This window comes from Sphingomonas sp. PAMC26645 (assembly GCF_004795835.1).
GTDB lineage: Bacteria > Pseudomonadota > Alphaproteobacteria > Sphingomonadales > Sphingomonadaceae > Sphingomonas.
In genome coordinates this window covers 2,702,471-2,718,005 of record NZ_CP039249.1, presented here as the reverse complement: position 1 = coordinate 2,718,005, position 15,535 = coordinate 2,702,471, and the positions used below count along the sequence as shown (strand labels likewise).

Annotated in this window: 14 protein-coding genes; 8 read left to right on the top strand and 6 right to left on the bottom strand. The window is 66.2% G+C overall.

The window, feature by feature from the left end; all coding sequences use genetic code 11:
• Window positions 1-5 precede the first annotated feature (5 nt).
• On the bottom strand, window positions 6-1,478 hold the full coding sequence (locus E5673_RS12495) for a peptidylprolyl isomerase (RefSeq protein WP_247599373.1): 1,473 nt from the start codon (window positions 1,476-1,478) through the stop codon (window positions 6-8).
• Window positions 1,479-1,575: 97 nt separating this feature from the next.
• A complete protein-coding gene (gene lptD / locus E5673_RS12490) occupies window positions 1,576-3,888 on the bottom strand; it encodes an LPS assembly protein LptD (RefSeq protein ID WP_136190258.1) in 2,313 nt (770 codons plus the stop codon).
• Between the two features lie 135 nt (window positions 3,889-4,023).
• Between lptD and E5673_RS12485 the strand changes: the two genes are divergently transcribed.
• The 4 genes from E5673_RS12485 to E5673_RS12470 all read left to right on the top strand — a co-directional run bounded on the left by E5673_RS12485 (window position 4,024) and on the right by E5673_RS12470 (window position 7,075).
• The gene (locus E5673_RS12485) at window positions 4,024-5,499 is read left to right on the top strand and encodes a leucyl aminopeptidase (protein WP_136190257.1); all 1,476 of its coding nucleotides are present in this window, start codon (window positions 4,024-4,026) and stop codon (window positions 5,497-5,499) included.
• A gap of 116 nt (window positions 5,500-5,615) precedes the next feature.
• A complete protein-coding gene (locus E5673_RS12480) occupies window positions 5,616-6,062 on the top strand; it encodes a DNA polymerase III subunit chi (protein ID WP_136190256.1) in 447 nt (148 codons plus the stop codon).
• Between the two features lie 72 nt (window positions 6,063-6,134).
• The gene (gene ndk, locus E5673_RS12475) at window positions 6,135-6,557 is read left to right on the top strand and encodes a nucleoside-diphosphate kinase (RefSeq protein WP_031393391.1); all 423 of its coding nucleotides are present in this window, start codon (window positions 6,135-6,137) and stop codon (window positions 6,555-6,557) included.
• A complete protein-coding gene (locus E5673_RS12470; protein ID WP_136190255.1) occupies window positions 6,557-7,075 on the top strand; it encodes a GNAT family N-acetyltransferase in 519 nt (172 codons plus the stop codon). The genes ndk and E5673_RS12470 overlap by 1 nt, the downstream gene beginning before the upstream one ends.
• A 133-nt stretch (window positions 7,076-7,208) precedes the next feature.
• On the opposite strand, the gene E5673_RS12465 is transcribed toward E5673_RS12470, so the two are convergent.
• Genes E5673_RS12465 through purM form a run of 4 tightly spaced genes read right to left on the bottom strand, consistent with a single transcriptional unit; the run spans window position 7,209 to window position 9,853 of the window.
• Window positions 7,209-7,814 carry a hypothetical protein gene (locus E5673_RS12465; RefSeq protein ID WP_136190254.1) on the bottom strand — a complete coding sequence of 202 codons (606 nt, stop codon included), beginning with the start codon at window positions 7,812-7,814 and terminating at the stop codon, window positions 7,209-7,211.
• Window positions 7,811-8,176, bottom strand: coding sequence for an MmcQ/YjbR family DNA-binding protein (locus E5673_RS12460; RefSeq protein WP_136190253.1), 366 nt, complete (start codon window positions 8,174-8,176; stop codon window positions 7,811-7,813). The genes E5673_RS12465 and E5673_RS12460 overlap by 4 nt, the downstream gene beginning before the upstream one ends.
• Entirely contained in the window at window positions 8,173-8,745 is a 573-nt protein-coding gene (gene purN / locus E5673_RS12455; RefSeq protein ID WP_136190252.1) for a phosphoribosylglycinamide formyltransferase, read from the bottom strand. Before purN ends, E5673_RS12460 begins: the two co-directional genes overlap by 4 nt.
• Window positions 8,738-9,853 (bottom strand): phosphoribosylformylglycinamidine cyclo-ligase, encoded by a 1,116-nt coding sequence (gene purM, locus E5673_RS12450; RefSeq protein WP_136190251.1) that lies wholly within the window; start codon window positions 9,851-9,853, stop codon window positions 8,738-8,740. Before purM ends, purN begins: the two co-directional genes overlap by 8 nt.
• Window positions 9,854-9,917: 64 nt before the next feature.
• On the opposite strand from purM, the gene E5673_RS12445 reads away from it, so the two are divergent.
• The 4 genes from E5673_RS12445 to E5673_RS12430 are packed head-to-tail and all read left to right on the top strand — an operon-like array spanning window position 9,918 to window position 15,508.
• Window positions 9,918-11,162 (top strand): heavy-metal-associated domain-containing protein, encoded by a 1,245-nt coding sequence (locus E5673_RS12445; RefSeq protein ID WP_136190250.1) that lies wholly within the window; start codon window positions 9,918-9,920, stop codon window positions 11,160-11,162.
• Window positions 11,163-11,173: 11 nt separating this feature from the next.
• Complete coding sequence (locus E5673_RS12440) at window positions 11,174-11,818, top strand: DnaA/Hda family protein (protein ID WP_056050416.1); 645 nt, start codon at window positions 11,174-11,176, stop codon at window positions 11,816-11,818.
• 16 nt (window positions 11,819-11,834) lie between these two features.
• Complete coding sequence (locus E5673_RS12435; RefSeq protein ID WP_056481892.1) at window positions 11,835-14,000, top strand: RNA degradosome polyphosphate kinase; 2,166 nt, start codon at window positions 11,835-11,837, stop codon at window positions 13,998-14,000.
• A complete protein-coding gene (locus E5673_RS12430) occupies window positions 13,997-15,508 on the top strand; it encodes a Ppx/GppA family phosphatase (RefSeq protein WP_136190249.1) in 1,512 nt (503 codons plus the stop codon). The genes E5673_RS12435 and E5673_RS12430 overlap by 4 nt, the downstream gene beginning before the upstream one ends.
• Window positions 15,509-15,535 lie beyond the last annotated feature (27 nt).

Genomic DNA, 15,535 nt, shown 5'->3' with positions numbered 1-15,535 from the left:
TCCGATCACCGATATTCGACCACGGCGTCACGCCGAAGATCGCGCAGCTTCTGCTGGGCGCGCAGGTTGACGCGCTGCTGCTCGAGCTGCCCCTGGATCTGCTCGGAGTTCGGTACAGACCCGCCAGCCGCCTCGTCGCGACCGCACAACACCAGCGCACGAACGCCCTGTTCCGCCGACCCGAACGGCGGGCTCGACTCGCCGACCTGGAGCTTCAGCATCACTTCCTGAAGCTGCGGCGGCAGATCGCGGATACGCACCGTGTCGTTGTCGACCACGTCGGCACCGATTCCAGCCGCGACCTTCTCGACGGTACCGCAGCCACGCAATTCCTGCGTCGCCTTGGCAAACGCCTGCGCACGCGCGGAGGCCTGTGCCTGGTTGGTGTTGGGCGGGAAGCGCAGCGTCAGCTGCTTCAGGCTGAGCTTCGCATCACGCGGATCGGCAGTCAGCACCTGGCGCTTGTCGGTCAGGTACAGGATCGAATAGCCGCCCGAGACCTCGATCGGTCCGGCAACCTGGCCGACCTGCATCGTCGTAGCCGCCTCAGCCAACTGCCCCGGCAGCGTCGCCGCACGGATCCACCCAAGATCGCCACCGACCGCACGCGTCGACGCTTCGGAGAACTGTCGCGCGTAATATTCGAACGGCTGCGCGCCCTTCTGGATTTCCTGCAGGATCTGCTTGGCGTTCGCATAGACCTGCTGGCTGTTCGCCGGGGTCGCCGCGAGATAGATTTCCTTGAGGTTGAACTCGTCGGTGCCCTTGGCCGCCTGGAGACGATCGATGATCGACTTCACTTCCTCGTCGCCGACGTTGACGAACGGCTCGACGCGGCGACGCAGATAGCGCTGCCAGGCGAGCTCGCCCTCGATCTGGCGCTTCAGCGACCGCTCGGACGATCCGGATTCGCGCAGATACGCGCGCATCGCGACCGGCGTACGATTGAAGCGCTTCGATACGCCGTCATAGCTCTGCGTGAGCTCGGCCGGGGTAATCGTGATGTCGGCGGTCTTCGCTTCCTGAATCTGGAGCGTCTCGTCGATCAACTGGCGCAGTACCTGCAGTTTCAGCCGCTCGCGATCTTCGGGCGACAGCTTCGCCTCGTTCGCCATTGCCACGAGGGCGACTCGCTGGTCGACGTCGGTACCGGTAATGACGGTATCGTTGACGATCGCGGTCGGCTTGCGGACGTTGGGATCGACCTTGCCGAAGATCTGGAGGTTGGTCGGGATGTCGAGACCGGTATTGTCCGGCACGCTCTGATCCTGGACGGTCTGCCCCGGAGCCGAGGGCGCCGGCTGGGCCTGGGCCGGCTGGGCCTGAGCGGGCTGGGTAGGCGCAGGTCGCGCCCCGCGCCGACCCTGAGCGCCCTTGGGAGGCACAGCCTGGGCGATCGCGCCTGCCGCCAGCGCAGCCAGGACCACAGAACCGATCACACGGCCGCCACGCGCCGCCAGTCGAACATCATGCTTCAAGTGTCGGTATCCCATCATCGCACGCCGTAATCCGCACCGTCATTGCCATGGCGGCGCATATCCGGCGACGTTTGCCTCAAAGTAGCTGAACGCGGGCTTAGCGGCCGAGGTTGGTGAAGGCCAGCGTCAACAGGAAGCTGTTGCCCTTACGCGCGTCGCCGGTGTCGTTGTACGTCCGCCGCCAGGTTCCGCCGAGACGCAGGCAGTCGTCCTCATACTGGACGCCCAGCCGGTGGCGGATCGGCGTGAAGCCATCGCTGCGGGACAGCGGATCTTCCGATGCGTTGGTCAGATCGACCACGCCCGAACCGAACGCCGACCAGAACCGTGCGAACTGCACGCGTCCCGCAACGCGGACTTCCTCGCGATCGCGCAGATCCTCGATCGAGGCATCGATGTTGCGGTTGAGCTTGAGATACCCGACCAGAACATAGGTCGCGCGCGAGCCGATCGTCGCGTCCAGCTCGTTGCGGCGGATCGCGAAGCCATCCTTGTCGAGCCGGTAGCGGTGGACGATCGACACGAAGTCGCGGAACCGGAGCTCGCTGCGCCCGACGATGTCGGAGAACCGGTCGCTGAGCCCGGTGCCGTCGGGCAGGATGGTCGGCCGCTTGTCGACACGATAGCTCTGGCCGACGTTGGTGGTGAACGCGATCCCCGGCAAATCGAGCGCCCATTCGCCACCATAGGTGACGCGTGACGAATCCTCGAACCGATCATAGCCGGCGAACCGGTTGAGCGAGAACAGGTTGGTATCGTCCAGGTCGACGGCGCGCGAATCCTCGTTCGGCAACGAAAGATTGGCGACCTTCGGTGCCGCGACGAACTGCACCTGCGGCGTAAAGCGCTGCGTACCCCCCAGGAACGTGCCGATGAACGGCAATTTCACGTCCACTGCGGCCGCACCGATGGCACGCTGGCGGAAGCCGCCGAACCCGCGATAGGTCGGGTTGATGGTCGCATCGATCTCGTTGCTGTTGTACAGGTCGCCCCGCGCGAACGCGGTGAAGGTGACTTCCTGGCCCCAGTTCGTGAAGCGGCGCAAATCCCATTGCAGACTCGCGAACGCGCGCTGCGTGTCCTGCCCATCGGTGCGGGTCAGCGCGACCGTGTTCAGTTGGAGCTGGAATCGGCCACCGACGAGGCCATCGTCGAACCGCTTGCGATAATCGATCTCGGGCAGCGCGATCGGCTGCTGCCCCTGGCTGTCCGCGACGCGCAGGGTCTGTGCGTACCAGCCGCTCAGCGAGAAATAGCTGCTGTCGTCGATCCGCTCCAGGCTTGCCGTGGTGCGCAACCGGTCGTCGCGCGAAATGTCGTAGCGGCGCAGGAACGTGCGGTCGGTCGTCAGGCGGAGCGACCCGCTCGCGGTCCAGTTCGGCGTCAGCTGATAGCGTGCCATCCCGTCGATATAGCCGCGAAACGCCATGCTGGTGTCGGTCGGAGTGGCGGTCGTCAGATCGTCGCTGCGCCGGCTTTCGGTTGCATAGGCGCGGACCTTGAACGCCCCCTTCGAATTGAGCGCGGAATAATCGACCTGCGCCATCGGCAGCACGCTGCTGTAGATGTGCGGCGTGATCACCAGCCCCTGGTTCGGTGCGAGCTTCCAGTAATAGGGGACGCTGACTTCGACGCCGTTGACGCGGCTATACCCCCCGTTCGGCGAGAGCAGGCCACTGTCGCTGCCGCCACCGACGGGGTTGGAGAATTCGGGCAGCGGCAGGCTCGGCAAGCCGAAAAGGTGCAGCCGCGCGCCCTTGTAGAAGATGCGCTTCCGCTCGGGGCGATAGGTGACGCGAACCGCGGTGATCTTCCACGTCGGTTCCTTGGGACAACCGGCGGTGTTGGTGACGCTGCACGGCGTGTAGGCGGCGGTCTTCAAATTGACGGTGCCGTCGGCGTCGCGCGTGCCCTGCTGGGCGGCAAGGCGTCCGCCCTGTTCGAGCACGACGAGCATGTTGTCGACCACGCCGTCCTTCAGCGAATCGGTCAGGTTGATTTCGTCGCCGTACGCGATGTCGCCTTCGGGATTGGTGACCGCAATGTTGCCGGTCGCGACGACCTTGCCGGTCTTGCGGTTCCAGACGACCTTGTCGGCGCGAAGCCGGCTGCCCTGCCGGAACATCCGGACTTCACCCGTCGCGGTGACGATATCGGTGTTGGTGTTGTACTCCAGCGCGGTGGAGCTGAACTGTACCTGGTCCTCAGCCGGCGTCGTTGTCGACGCGTTGGCGACCGGCGGGTCCTGCACCGGAGGCGCGACCGGGCGGTTCTGGAAATCTTGGGCCTGGGCAGGCGCAGCCGCGATCCCGGTCGCCAACGCGAGCGAAAGGGCGCAACCCGTCAAAAGGTCGATACGCAACACGATCCGAACCAACCCCTTTGGCACTGGGCAGCCGTTTGCCGCCATATCGCCCGCCTATCGCATCACCGGCGCTTCCCTGCAATCGCCGTGAGATGACAGGCCGCCACCTTGCTTTGCCGTACCCGCGGCATCAACTTATGGGGTACGCACATCCGTTCAAAAGCTTCCCGAGGTTTCTTCATGCAGATCGTCTTCGCCCCGACCGTTCCCGCCAACGCCCCGATCCTCGCCGTGCCCGTCGCGAAGGACGGCTTGGCGACGATCAACTGGAGCGCGATCGGCGGCGATGGCGAGGCGGTGGCGACCAGCGCGGCGTCTGCGGCACGCTTTGCAGGTGAAGCAGGCTCGGTGGTCGAGCTGTTCGTGCCGGTCGACGGCGCGGTTCGCCAGGTCCTGCTCGTCGGAGTCGGCGCGGGCGAGACGGCGGATTGGGAGAAGGCTGGCGGCGCGATCACCGCACGCCTGCTGACCTCGGGCGCGACGTCGGTCGTAGCCGACCTCTCGGCCGGTGCCACGCCGACCGCGAAGGCGGCCGCACACTTCGCCGCTGCCGCCGCGCAGCGCGCGTGGCGCTACGACACGTACCGCACGAAGCTCGCCGAGAAGTCGAAGCCGACGCTGACCGAGATCACCATCGCGGGCGCACCCGACGGCACGGATGCCGCTTGGACCGAGACGGCCGCGGTCACCGGCGGTCTCGACCTGACGCGCTGGCTCGTCACGTCGCCGCCGAACGTCGTCTACCCCGAGAGCTTCGTCGAGAAGGTGACGAAGGATGTGGAAGGTCTCGGGCTCGAGATCACCGTCCTCGACGAGGCGCAGATGACCGAGCTTGGCATGGGCTCGTTGCTCGGTGTCAGCCAGGGCTCGCGCCGTGAAGCGCGCATCCTCGCGCTCAAGTGGAACGGGGCAGGGGCCGATGCGCCCACCCTCGCATTCGTCGGCAAGGGCGTGACGTTCGATTCGGGCGGCATCTCGATCAAGCCCGGTGCGGGCATGGAAGACATGAAGTGGGACATGGGCGGCGCTGGTGCCGTCGCCGGCGCGATGAAGGCGCTGGCCAGCCGCAAGGCGAAGGCGAACGTCGTCGGCGTGATGGGCCTGGTCGAGAACATGCCTGACGGCGCCGCGCTGCGTCCAAGCGACATCATCACGTCGATGTCGGGCCAGACGATCGAAGTGCTCAACACCGACGCCGAGGGCCGTCTCGTGCTCTGCGACTGCGTCACCTGGGTGCAGCAGGCGCACAAGCCGACCACGATCGTCGATCTCGCCACGCTCACGGGGGCGATGATCGTCGCGCTCGGTACCGAGAATGGCGGCATTTTCGCCAATGACGACGCGCTGGCCGACCAGCTGATCGCGGCGGGCAAGATCACCGGCGACACGCTGTGGCGTTTCCCGCTGTCGCCCGCCTACGACAAGCTGATCGACTCGCCGATCGCCGACATGAAGAATGTCGGCCCCCGCGGCGCCGGCTCGATCACCGCGGCACAGTTCATCAAGCGCTTCGTCGACGCGGGCGTGAAGTGGGCGCATCTCGACATCGCCGGCATGGTCTGGTCGGACAAGCCGGGCACCAACCACGACAAGGGCGCAACCGGCTACGGCGTCCGCCTGCTCGACCAGTTCGTAGCGGACAACTTCGAGGTCTGAGGCCATGAATTCCCCTCCCGCTTGCGGGAGGGGTTAGGGGAGGGGCCAACCGCGAGCGGTATCGAGCGAGGCAAGGCCCTCCCTCGACCCCTCCCGCAAGCGGAAGGGGAGTAACAATGCAGGTCGATTTCTACCACCTAACCAGCCCCCTCGACCGCGTCCTCCCACGCATCGCCGAGCGCGTCGTCCAAACCGGCGGCCGCCTCCTGATCGTCGCCGAACCCGAAGACCAACGCGTCGCGCTCGACCGTCTCCTCTGGTCCTACGCCCCCGAGAGCTTCCTCCCCCACGCCCAGGCCGGCAGCAACGACGACACCGCCCAACCCATTCTGATCGCTCAGGATATCCAAGAGGCGGCCCCCGCCAACGCTGCCCGCAACGTCGCGGTGGTAGACGGACGTTGGCGTGACCTTATCCTAACCTTTGACCGTGCCTTCCACATCTTCGACGACGAAGCGATCCAGGAAGCGCGTCTAGCGTGGAAGGCGTTGGCTGACCGTGATGGTGTCGAACGCCGCTACTGGAAGCAGAACGACTCCGGCCGCTGGGAACAGGCCGCATAGGTTGCTTTACGGCCGTCCCCCGCCTAAGCGCCGCGCATCCTATTACCGTCAACACAGGAGCCCGTGACCATCATGGCCGCGAACCGTACCTTTTCGATCATCAAGCCCGACGCAACCCGCCGCAACCTGACCGGTGCGGTCACCAAGATGCTTGAGGAAGCCGGCCTGCGCGTCGTCGCTTCGAAGCGCATCCAGATGACCCGCGAGCAGGCCGAAGGCTTCTACGCGGTCCACAAGGAGCGTCCGTTCTTCGGCGAGCTCGTCTCGTTCATGATCTCGGGCCCGGTCGTCGTCCAGGTTCTCGAAGGCGAGAACGCGATGCAGCGCAACCGCGACATCATGGGCGCTACCAACCCCGCCAACGCAGAGCCCGGCACGATCCGCAAGGAACTCGCCGAGTCGATCGAAGCGAACTCGGTCCACGGTTCGGACTCGGACGAGAACGCCGAGATCGAGATCGCGTACTTCTTCAAGCCCGAAGAAATCGTCGGCTGATGACCTGGCGGATGCGACGCGCAGGGCCGGGCGATGCGCCCGTGCTATCGCTCGTCGCATCCGCCACGTTCCTCGATACCTACGCGACCGTGCTGACCGGGGCGGACATCGTCGCCCACTGCACGCGCAACAACAGCATCGCCGCGTTCGATACGTGGCTGTCCGATCCGCTGACAATCGTGACGCTGGCCGAGTACGAGCCTGGCCACGCGCCGACCGGCTACACGGTGTTGACCGCGCCGGACTTCCCGATCGAACCTGGCCCCGCGGACATCGAACTCCGCCGCATCTATCTGATGAAGCAGGCACAAGGCTCAGGCCTGGGCGCCGCCCTGATGGCCCGAGCATTCGAAGAAGCCGCCGCGGCCGGCCGAACCCGGGTCCTGCTAGGCGTATGGGACCAGAACACCCGCGCCCGAGCCTTCTACGAACGCCAAGGCTTCAAGGTAATCGGCAGCCGCCAGTTCACGGTCGGCACCACGCTGCACGACGACCCGGTCTACGCCAGGGCGGTCTGAGTAAGACGCGTACGAAATCGAAGACCCCACCCCGGCGAAGGCCGGGGCCCAGTTGGCTAGGCGGGAGTAACAGCGGGCAGTACCCAGTTAGCGACGTTCCCCAACTGGGCCCCGGCCTTCGCCGGGGTGGTGTCTAAGCCGTCGGCTTTTCTTTCGCCCAGATCGCATCAAGCTTCGCCTGATCGCCACCGCGCTGGCGAACCTGCAAGCCTTCCAGTTGGAAGGCCCGACCACGCAACCTACGACCATGAGTCTTCCAGATCACATCATAGATCCCGCTAGCCGACCGCGTAGTATCCCCATCGAAATACTGCACGCTGACCAAAACCGGCAGCCGCCCCGCACGATCGTCCGACCCACCATCGGTCAGCTTCAACATCGCATCCGAAACCCATGATCCATCGATGATCGGCTCAGCCGGCGGCCGCTGCGGCGAGACGCCGAGCGCACGCGGGAACGTGATCGTCACGTCCTGAAGATCATGTCGGGCATCCTTGAGCAGCAGCGAATCACCGCCATCCTGCACGATCGCCGAAAGATCGATCTTCGTCCGCTCGCGCGCCGCACTCGACTGCGCCGCGATCTTGTCGGCCTCGTTCGCGCGGTGATCCGACCAGTTGGTCCACAGCGTCAACGCCGCGATCAGCACGCCCGCAACCGCCACGACCTCGGCCAGCGTCACCCAACGCCGCCGCGTCGCTGCAGCCTCGCGCCGTTCGGTCGGTGTCTCGGTGCTCATCGTCCGCCGGCTTCTAGCAAACGGGCAGGGGCCGCCAATTCCCAACTCCGCGCGATCCGGTCCTCGACCAAGGCCCAGTCCGGATCGTCGGCGACATTCATCCCGACCCAACCGGTCGCGCCGAGATAGGCCGGCCGCGAATACACTGCCGGGTTCGCCTCGACGAGCGTCGCCTGTTCATCGGTGCCACTGGTCTTCACGCACACCATTGTCAGTCCATCGCCGTGATGATCCGCCCGGAACTGCGCGAACTGCCTGTCGGCCACGAAGAAGGTCGGCTGGCCGTGTGAAACCTTCTCCTCGGTCTCGGGCAAGGCAAGCGCCGCCGCACGCACGCGGTCGAGGGGGGACAGATCGGTCATCGCGTCACGAACTCCGCCAAGGTCTTCGGGTACAAAGCATGTTCCGCCGCCAGCACGCGATCTGCAAGTGCGTCCGCGTCGTCGCCGGCAAGGATTGGCACCTCGGTCTGCCCAAGCACCACGCCGCCGTCTAGCTCCTCTGTCACGACATGCACCGAGCATCCGCCAACCGCATCGCCCGCCGCGATCGCGCGTGCATGCGTGTCGAGGCCCTTGTATTTAGGCAGCAGCGAGGGATGGATATTGACGATCCGATCCCGCCACGCCGCTACGAACCCGTCCGACAGCAACCGCATGTACCCGGCGAGCGCAACGACCTCGACGCCGGCCTCGCGCAACGCCGCATCGATCGCCGCCTCGTAGGCCGGCTTCCCCAGACCCTTCGGCGAGAGCGCGAACGTTGCCACGCCCTCAGCGCGGGCCCATTCGAGCCCGGCCGCCTCCGGCTTGTCGGACGCTACCAATGCGATCTCGTACGGGCACGCCGCCGCGCGTGACGCGCCGACCAGCGCCATCATGTTCGATCCGCGCCCGGAGATCAGCACGCCGACGCGCGTCTTCTCAGCCATGCGTCGCGGTCCAGTCCTCGCGCGCGCTCCAGGTGCCCGCCGATCCGCGCACCGTGCAGCCATGCGACCCGGTCTCGATCCGCCCGATAGTGAACACCGTCTCGTCCGCCGCCTGAAGCGCCGCGGTCACCGCCTCGGCCTCATCGGCACTCACGATCACGACCATGCCGATCCCGCAGTTGAAGGTCCGCGCCATCTCCTCCGGCTCGATCGCGCCCTGCGCCTGCAGGAACGCCATCAACCGCGACTGCTCCCACGCGTCCGCATCGACCACCGCATGCACGCCCTCAGGCAGCACGCGCGGGATGTTCTCGAGCAGGCCACCACCGGTGATATGCGCCAGTCCCTTGATCCGCCGCTCGCGCAGCAATGGCAGCAGGCTGGCGACGTAGATGCGAGTCGGCGCCATCAGGTGATCGATCAGCAACCGGTCCTGGTCGAACAAGGCCGGCCGATCGAGCTTCCACCCCCGATCGGCGGCGAGGCGCCGAACTAGCGAAAACCCGTTCGAATGCACCCCCGACGACGCCAGCCCGAGCATCACGTCGCCCGCCGCGATCTCGCGTCCCGTCAGCACGTTGGTCCGCTCGACCGCGCCGACGCAGAACCCTGCCAGGTCGTAATCGCCGTCCGCATACATGCCCGGCATCTCGGCGGTCTCGCCCCCGATCAGCGCACAGCCGGCGGTCTTGCAGCTTTCCGCGATCGACGCGACGACGCGCTCGGCGACTGCGGCGTCGAGCTTCCCGCTCGCATAATAATCGAGGAAGAACAACGGCTCGGCGCCCTGGACGATCAGGTCATTGACGCACATCGCGACGAGATCGACGCCGACGCCTTCATGTCGGTCCCATTCGATCGCCAGCTTCAGCTTGGTGCCCACGCCGTCGTTCGCCGCGACCAGCAAAGGATCGACGAACCCTGCCGCCTTGAGGTCGAACATCCCGCCGAACCCGCCGAGATCGGCATCCGCGCCCGGCCGCCGCGTCGAGCGGGCGAGCGGGGCGATCGCCCGCACCAGCGCGTTGCCCGCGGCGATCGAAACACCCGCCTGAGCGTAGGTATAAGGGCCCGAAGCGGGAGCGGCGGAGTCTGGCGTATCGGTCATGATCGGTGCTGCTAGCCACATCGCGCTTGGATTTCCACGTCTGCTTCGCCAAAAGGCCCGCTTGATGCGTATCCGTGCCCTTCCCACCGCGCTTGCTGGCGCCGCCCTGCTGCTCAGCGGTGGAGCCGTGCTCGCGCAAATCGAGGGCGGCAGCCGAGGCGCAGCTCCGGTCGACAGCGGCAGCGCCTACGAGGTGAGTGGCGTCACCGTCGACGTCGCGGGCAAGACTGCCGACGCCGCGCGCTATGGCGGCTGGCGGCTCGCCCAGCGCAAGGCCTGGGTCCAATTGTCGAACCGGCTTGGCGGTGGTGGCGGTCTCGTTTCCGATGGCACGCTCGATTCGCTCGTCTCCGGGATCGTCGTCGAGAACGAACAGATCGGCCCGCAGCGCTACATCGCCAAGCTCGGCGTGCTGTTCGATCGCGGCCGCGCCGGATCGATCCTCGGCATTTCCACCTACGCGGATCGCTCGCAGCCGATGCTCGTCATCCCCGTCCAATATTCGGGCGGCGTCGGCCAAGCGTTCGAGCAGAGCACGCAGTGGCAGCAGGCCTGGGCGCGCTATCGCACCGGCAACAGCAGCATCGACTATGTCCGGCCGTCTGGCTCCGGTCCCGACGCGCTACTGCTCAACGTCGGCCAGACGCAGCGTCCCGGCCGCGGTTGGTGGCGGACGATCCTGGACCAGTATGGTGCGAGCGACGTGCTCACCCCGGTCGTGAAGCTTTACCGCCAATGGCCCGGCGGCCCGGTGATCGGCGTGTTCGAAGCGCGCCACGGCCCCGACAACGACCTGATCGGCAGCTTCACGCTGCGAGTCGGCACGCCCGATGGCATCGCGCAGCTACTCGATACGGGCGTGAAGCGGATCGACGACCTGTACCAGCAGGCACGCCGCAACGGCTCGCTCCGCGTTGACTACAGCCTGTCGCCACCGCCGCCGCCCGAAGCCGCGGTGATCGAGGACCTGCCCACCGACGAGACCGCCGACGCGAATACCGCCGTCCTGACGGGTGGCGAGGGCATCTCGGTAATCGTCCAGTTCGACACGCCTGCCGCCACGGCGGTCTCCTCGACCGAAGCCGCACTCCGCGCGATCCCCGGCGTCCGCTCGGCGGCCACCACCAGTCTCGCGCTCGGCGGCGTCTCGCTGATGCGCGTCGCGTACGATGGCGATCCGGCCGCGCTCAAGACCGCGCTCGAAGCCCGCGGCTACCAAGTATTCGGCTCCGGCCAGACGATCCGCATCCGCCGGGTCGCCCAACTTCTTCCGCTGGACTTGCCCGCGGACAATGCGACGACAGGGTGAGCGCGACCAAGATGACTCAAATTGCGCTGCCACTCGGGTGGCCGGCGGACCCTCGCGACGACGCCTTCCTGGTTACCCCCTCCAACTCGCGGGCGGTCCACACGCTGGAGCATACGGCCACCTGGCCCGTCATGACCGCCATCCTCACCGGCCCGCGCAAATCGGGCCGTAGCCTGCTCGCGCGCATTTTTGCGGCGAAGAGTGGCGGGACGATCATCGACGATGCCGAGCGCGTGCCCGAGGCGCAGTTGTTCCACGCCTGGAACCGCGCGCAGGAGGAGCACAGGCCGCTGCTGATCGTCGCCGACGCCGCGCCGCCCGAATGGAAGGTCAAGCTCCCCGACCTCCGCTCGCGTCTCGCCGCCAGCCCGATCGCGGCGATCGGCGCGCCCGACGACGAACTGATGCGGCTGTTGCTGGCGCATCTGTTCGAGCGCCGCAGCCTCGATGCGCGGCCCGACCTGATCGACTGGCTGGCCACCCGAATCGAGCGCAGTCATATTACCGTAACGCGAACCGTCGATGCGCTCGATCAGGAGGCGATGGAACGTCGCAAGCGCTTGTCCATTCCTCTTGCACGAACCACACTCACCGAGGCCGGGCTGATCCTCCGGCCGCAACTCGCTCTCGACCTTCCGCTCTTCACGCCACCATAAGCCCCCAAGAGGCCCGATGAACCGTCCAGCCCATATCGTCCGCCAATCGGAAGACGACGACGATCCCATCGGCGCAGAGCCGAACGACCGTTTTTTCAACCGCGAGCTTTCTTGGCTGGCGTTCAACCGGCGCGTGCTGGAGGAAGCGTGCAACCCCGCGCATCCGTTGCTGGAGCGACTCCGCTTCCTGTCGATTTCGGGCTCCAACCTCGACGAGTTCTTCATGGTCCGCGTCGCCGGCCTCAAGGGGCAGCAGACGCAGGACGTCGATCGGCGCTCGGCTGATGGGCTGACCGCGGGCCAGCAGCTGACCGCGATCGTCCGCGAGGCCGACGAACTGATGGCCAGCCAGCAAGCGGTATGGGGCGACCTGCGCGTGCTGCTCGACGAGGCCGGACTGTTCGTGCTCCGGCGCGAGGCGGTCGAAGGCGAGGCCGACGAGTGGCTCGAAACGCATTTCCGCGATCAGATCTTCCCGATCCTGACCCCGCAGGCGCTCGACCCCGCGCATCCGTTCCCGTTCATCCCGAACCGTGGCCTGTCGGTGATCTTCGACCTCGTCCGCCGTTCGGATAACGAACCGGTCCGCGAACTGGTCATGCTCCCACATACGATGACGCGCTTCGTCCGCCTCCCCGGCGAGCCCGCGCGCTACATCTCGATCGAATCGATTCTGAAGCGGTTCGCGCCGGTCCTGTTCCCCGGCTACGAAGTCCTCGCCGCCGCCAGCTTCCGCGTGTTGCGCGACAGCGACATGGAGATCGAGGAGGAAGCCGAGGACCTCGTTCGCTACTTCGCGAACGCGATCAAGCGTCGTCGCCGCGGCCGCGTGATCCGCCTGGAACTCGAAACCGGTATACCCGACGTGCTCGCCGCGGTCCTCAAGGATGAGCTCGGCGGTGCGGACGCGATCATTACCGAGAGCGGCAATCTGCTCGGCATCGTCGACCTCGACGGGCTGGTCGACGAGGATCGTCCCGACCTGAAATTTCCGCCCTTCACACCACGCTTCCCCGAACGCATCCGCGAATTCGGCGGCGATTGCTTCGCGGCGATCAAGGCCAAGGACATCGTCGTCCACCACCCGTACGAGACGTTCGAGGTGGTGCTCGCCTTCCTGAAACAGGCGGCGAACGATCCGGACGTGGTGGCGATCAAGCAGACGCTCTACCGCGCCGGCAAGCAGCCCGCGGTCATCAACGCGCTCATCACCGCCGCCGAGGCGGGGAAGTCCGTCACCGCGGTCGTCGAGCTGAAGGCGCGATTTGACGAAGAGCAGAACATGGTCTGGGCCTCCGCGCTGGAGCGCGCGGGCGTGCAGGTCGTCTACGGCTTCATCGACTGGAAGACGCACGCCAAGGTGTCGCTGGTCGTCCGTCGCGAGGGCCAGGCATTCCGCACCTACTGCCACTTTGGCACAGGCAATTATCACCCGGTCACTGCGAAGATCTACACCGACCTCAGCTTCTTCACTGCCGACGCCGCGGTCGGGCGCGATGCGGCGCAGATGTTCAACTACATCACCGGCTATGTCGAACCGACCGACATGGCGCGTGTCAGCCTAAGCCCGCGTGACCTTCGCCAGAACCTGATGAACCTGATCGACGTCGAGATCGCCAACGCGCGCGCTGGCAAGCCTGCCGGCGTCTGGGCGAAGATGAACTCACTGGTCGACCCTGCGGTGATCGAGAAGCTGTACGAAGCGAGCGGGGCAGGGGTCGAGATCGACCTCATCATCCGCGGCATCTGCTGCCTGCGCCCCGGCGTGCCCGGCTTGTCCGAGACGATCCGCGTGAAGTCGGTGATCGGGCGCTTCCTCGAGCACAGCCGGATCTGGGCGTTCGGCAACGGCAAGGCGCTCCCCAACGACGGTGCCAAGCTGTTCATCTCATCGGCCGACTGGATGCCACGCAATTTCGACCGCCGCGTCGAATATATGCTGCCGATCCTCAACCCGACCGTCCACGACCAGATCCTCGACCAGGTGATGGTCGCGAACCTGATCGACAACGAGCAGAGTTGGGAGCTAGGCCCCGACGGCGAATACAGTCGCGTCGATCCCGGCGACCGCCCGTTCAACCTGCATCGGTATTTCATGACGAATCCTTCGCTCTCCGGCCGCGGCGCTTCGCTCGCGACCAGCAATGCCGTACCGACGCTGTCGCTCCGTCGAAAACGATGAGCGTCACGAATATCCTGTTCGGCAATTCCCCGCCCAAGGCCGAGACCGACGATCACCCGCGCACCGGGATCATCGATATCGGCTCGAACTCGATCCGTCTGGTTGTTTACCAAGGCCCGCCACGCCTGCCTGCGATCCGGTTCAACGAGAAGGTACTGGCGGGGCTCGGACGTGGTCTCGCCGCTACCGGCGCGATCGAGAAGTCCGCGCTGAAGACGGCGCGCATCGCGCTGGCGCGGTTCGCGGCGGTGGCGAAGGAAATGGAATGCTCGACGCTTCGCACGGTCGCGACCGCGGCAGTGCGCGATGCGAAGAACGGCGGCGAACTCATTGCCACGGCTGAACAACTCGGCCTGACCGTCGAGACTTTGTCGGGCGAGCAGGAAGCCAGCGCAGCCGGCTATGGTGTCCTTTCCGCTATCCCCGAAGCGGATGGCATCGTCGGCGATCTCGGCGGCGGCAGTCTCGAACTCGTCCGAGTCCGCCGCGGCAAGATCGAGGACCGCGTCTCGTTCCCGCTCGGCGTCCTCCGCATCGGCCCGATCCGGGCGAAGCGCGGCAAGGTGCTAGCCCGCTACGTGGCGCGCCTGGTGCGCGAGGCGGGCTGGACAGCGAAGGGGCAGGGGCTTCCGCTCTATCTGGTCGGCGGATCGTGGCGCGCACTGGCACGGCTCGACATGGAGCTGTCGGACTATCCGCTGCCGATCATCCACCAGTATTCGATGACCGCGGCGACGATCACCCGGCTCAGCCGGACCATCCCGCAACTGTCCAAGCCGCGCCTGAAGGCGATTCCGGGGCTCTCGTCGGGCCGCACGGCAACGCTCGCGGACGCCGCGGCGTTGCTCGGCGTGTTGATGCGGCAACTCGGCAGCCGAACCACGGTCGTGTCCGCATACGGCTTGCGCGAAGGCCTTCTCTATGAGGGCCTAAAGCCCGCAGACCGCACGCTCGATCCGCTGATCGTCGCCGCGCGCGAAGAGGGACGCCTGCTCGGTCGCTTCCCCGAGCACGGCGATCTGCTCGATCGCTGGATCGCACCGCTGTTCACCAGCGAGCCACCCGCGATGGCACGCATTCGCCACACGGCATGCTTGCTTGCGGACGTAGGCTGGCGCGCCAACCCAGAGTTCCGCGCCGAGCGCGGCGTCGAGGTCGCGCTGCACGGCAATTGGGTCGCGATTGACGCGCCCGGCCGGGGGATGCTGGCGCAAGCTCTTTATACGAGCCTTGGTGGCGATCTCTCCGCCGGTGAAACAGTTGGTCTCCTCGCGTTTCCGGCAGCGGTGAAAAGCGCGACTGCTTGGGGCCTCGCTATGCGACTAGGCCAGCGAATGAGTGGTGGCTTAGCAGGACCTTTGAAGCGATCAGGGCTCGCAGATGATGGGATATCACTTACGCTGACGCTGCGCCCTGATGATCGTGGGCTTTACGGCGAGGCGGTGGAACGTCGCCATAATGCGCTTGCCGCCGCCCTGGGACGTAAGCCCGTACTGGCTCTCTCCTGAATCCTCCCCTTTTGGAGAGGATCAATG

Excerpts from the sequence above, each read along its gene's own strand:
- lptD (WP_136190258.1), bottom strand. The coding sequence starts at position 3,888 with ATGGCGGCAAACGGCTGCCCAGTGCCAAAGGGGTTGGTTCGGATCGTG.
- E5673_RS12485 (WP_136190257.1), top strand. The coding sequence starts at position 4,024 with ATGCAGATCGTCTTCGCCCCGACCGTTCCCGCCAACGCCCCGATCCTC.
- E5673_RS12480 (WP_136190256.1), top strand. The coding sequence starts at position 5,616 with ATGCAGGTCGATTTCTACCACCTAACCAGCCCCCTCGACCGCGTCCTC.
- ndk (WP_031393391.1), top strand. The coding sequence starts at position 6,135 with ATGGCCGCGAACCGTACCTTTTCGATCATCAAGCCCGACGCAACCCGC.
- E5673_RS12470 (WP_136190255.1), top strand. The coding sequence starts at position 6,557 with ATGACCTGGCGGATGCGACGCGCAGGGCCGGGCGATGCGCCCGTGCTA.
- E5673_RS12465 (WP_136190254.1), bottom strand. The coding sequence starts at position 7,814 with ATGAGCACCGAGACACCGACCGAACGGCGCGAGGCTGCAGCGACGCGG.
- E5673_RS12460 (WP_136190253.1), bottom strand. The coding sequence starts at position 8,176 with ATGACCGATCTGTCCCCCCTCGACCGCGTGCGTGCGGCGGCGCTTGCC.
- purN (WP_136190252.1), bottom strand. The coding sequence starts at position 8,745 with ATGGCTGAGAAGACGCGCGTCGGCGTGCTGATCTCCGGGCGCGGATCG.
- purM (WP_136190251.1), bottom strand. The coding sequence starts at position 9,853 with ATGACCGATACGCCAGACTCCGCCGCTCCCGCTTCGGGCCCTTATACC.
- E5673_RS12445 (WP_136190250.1), top strand. The coding sequence starts at position 9,918 with ATGCGTATCCGTGCCCTTCCCACCGCGCTTGCTGGCGCCGCCCTGCTG.
- E5673_RS12440 (WP_056050416.1), top strand. The coding sequence starts at position 11,174 with ATGACTCAAATTGCGCTGCCACTCGGGTGGCCGGCGGACCCTCGCGAC.
- E5673_RS12435 (WP_056481892.1), top strand. The coding sequence starts at position 11,835 with ATGAACCGTCCAGCCCATATCGTCCGCCAATCGGAAGACGACGACGAT.
- E5673_RS12430 (WP_136190249.1), top strand. The coding sequence starts at position 13,997 with ATGAGCGTCACGAATATCCTGTTCGGCAATTCCCCGCCCAAGGCCGAG.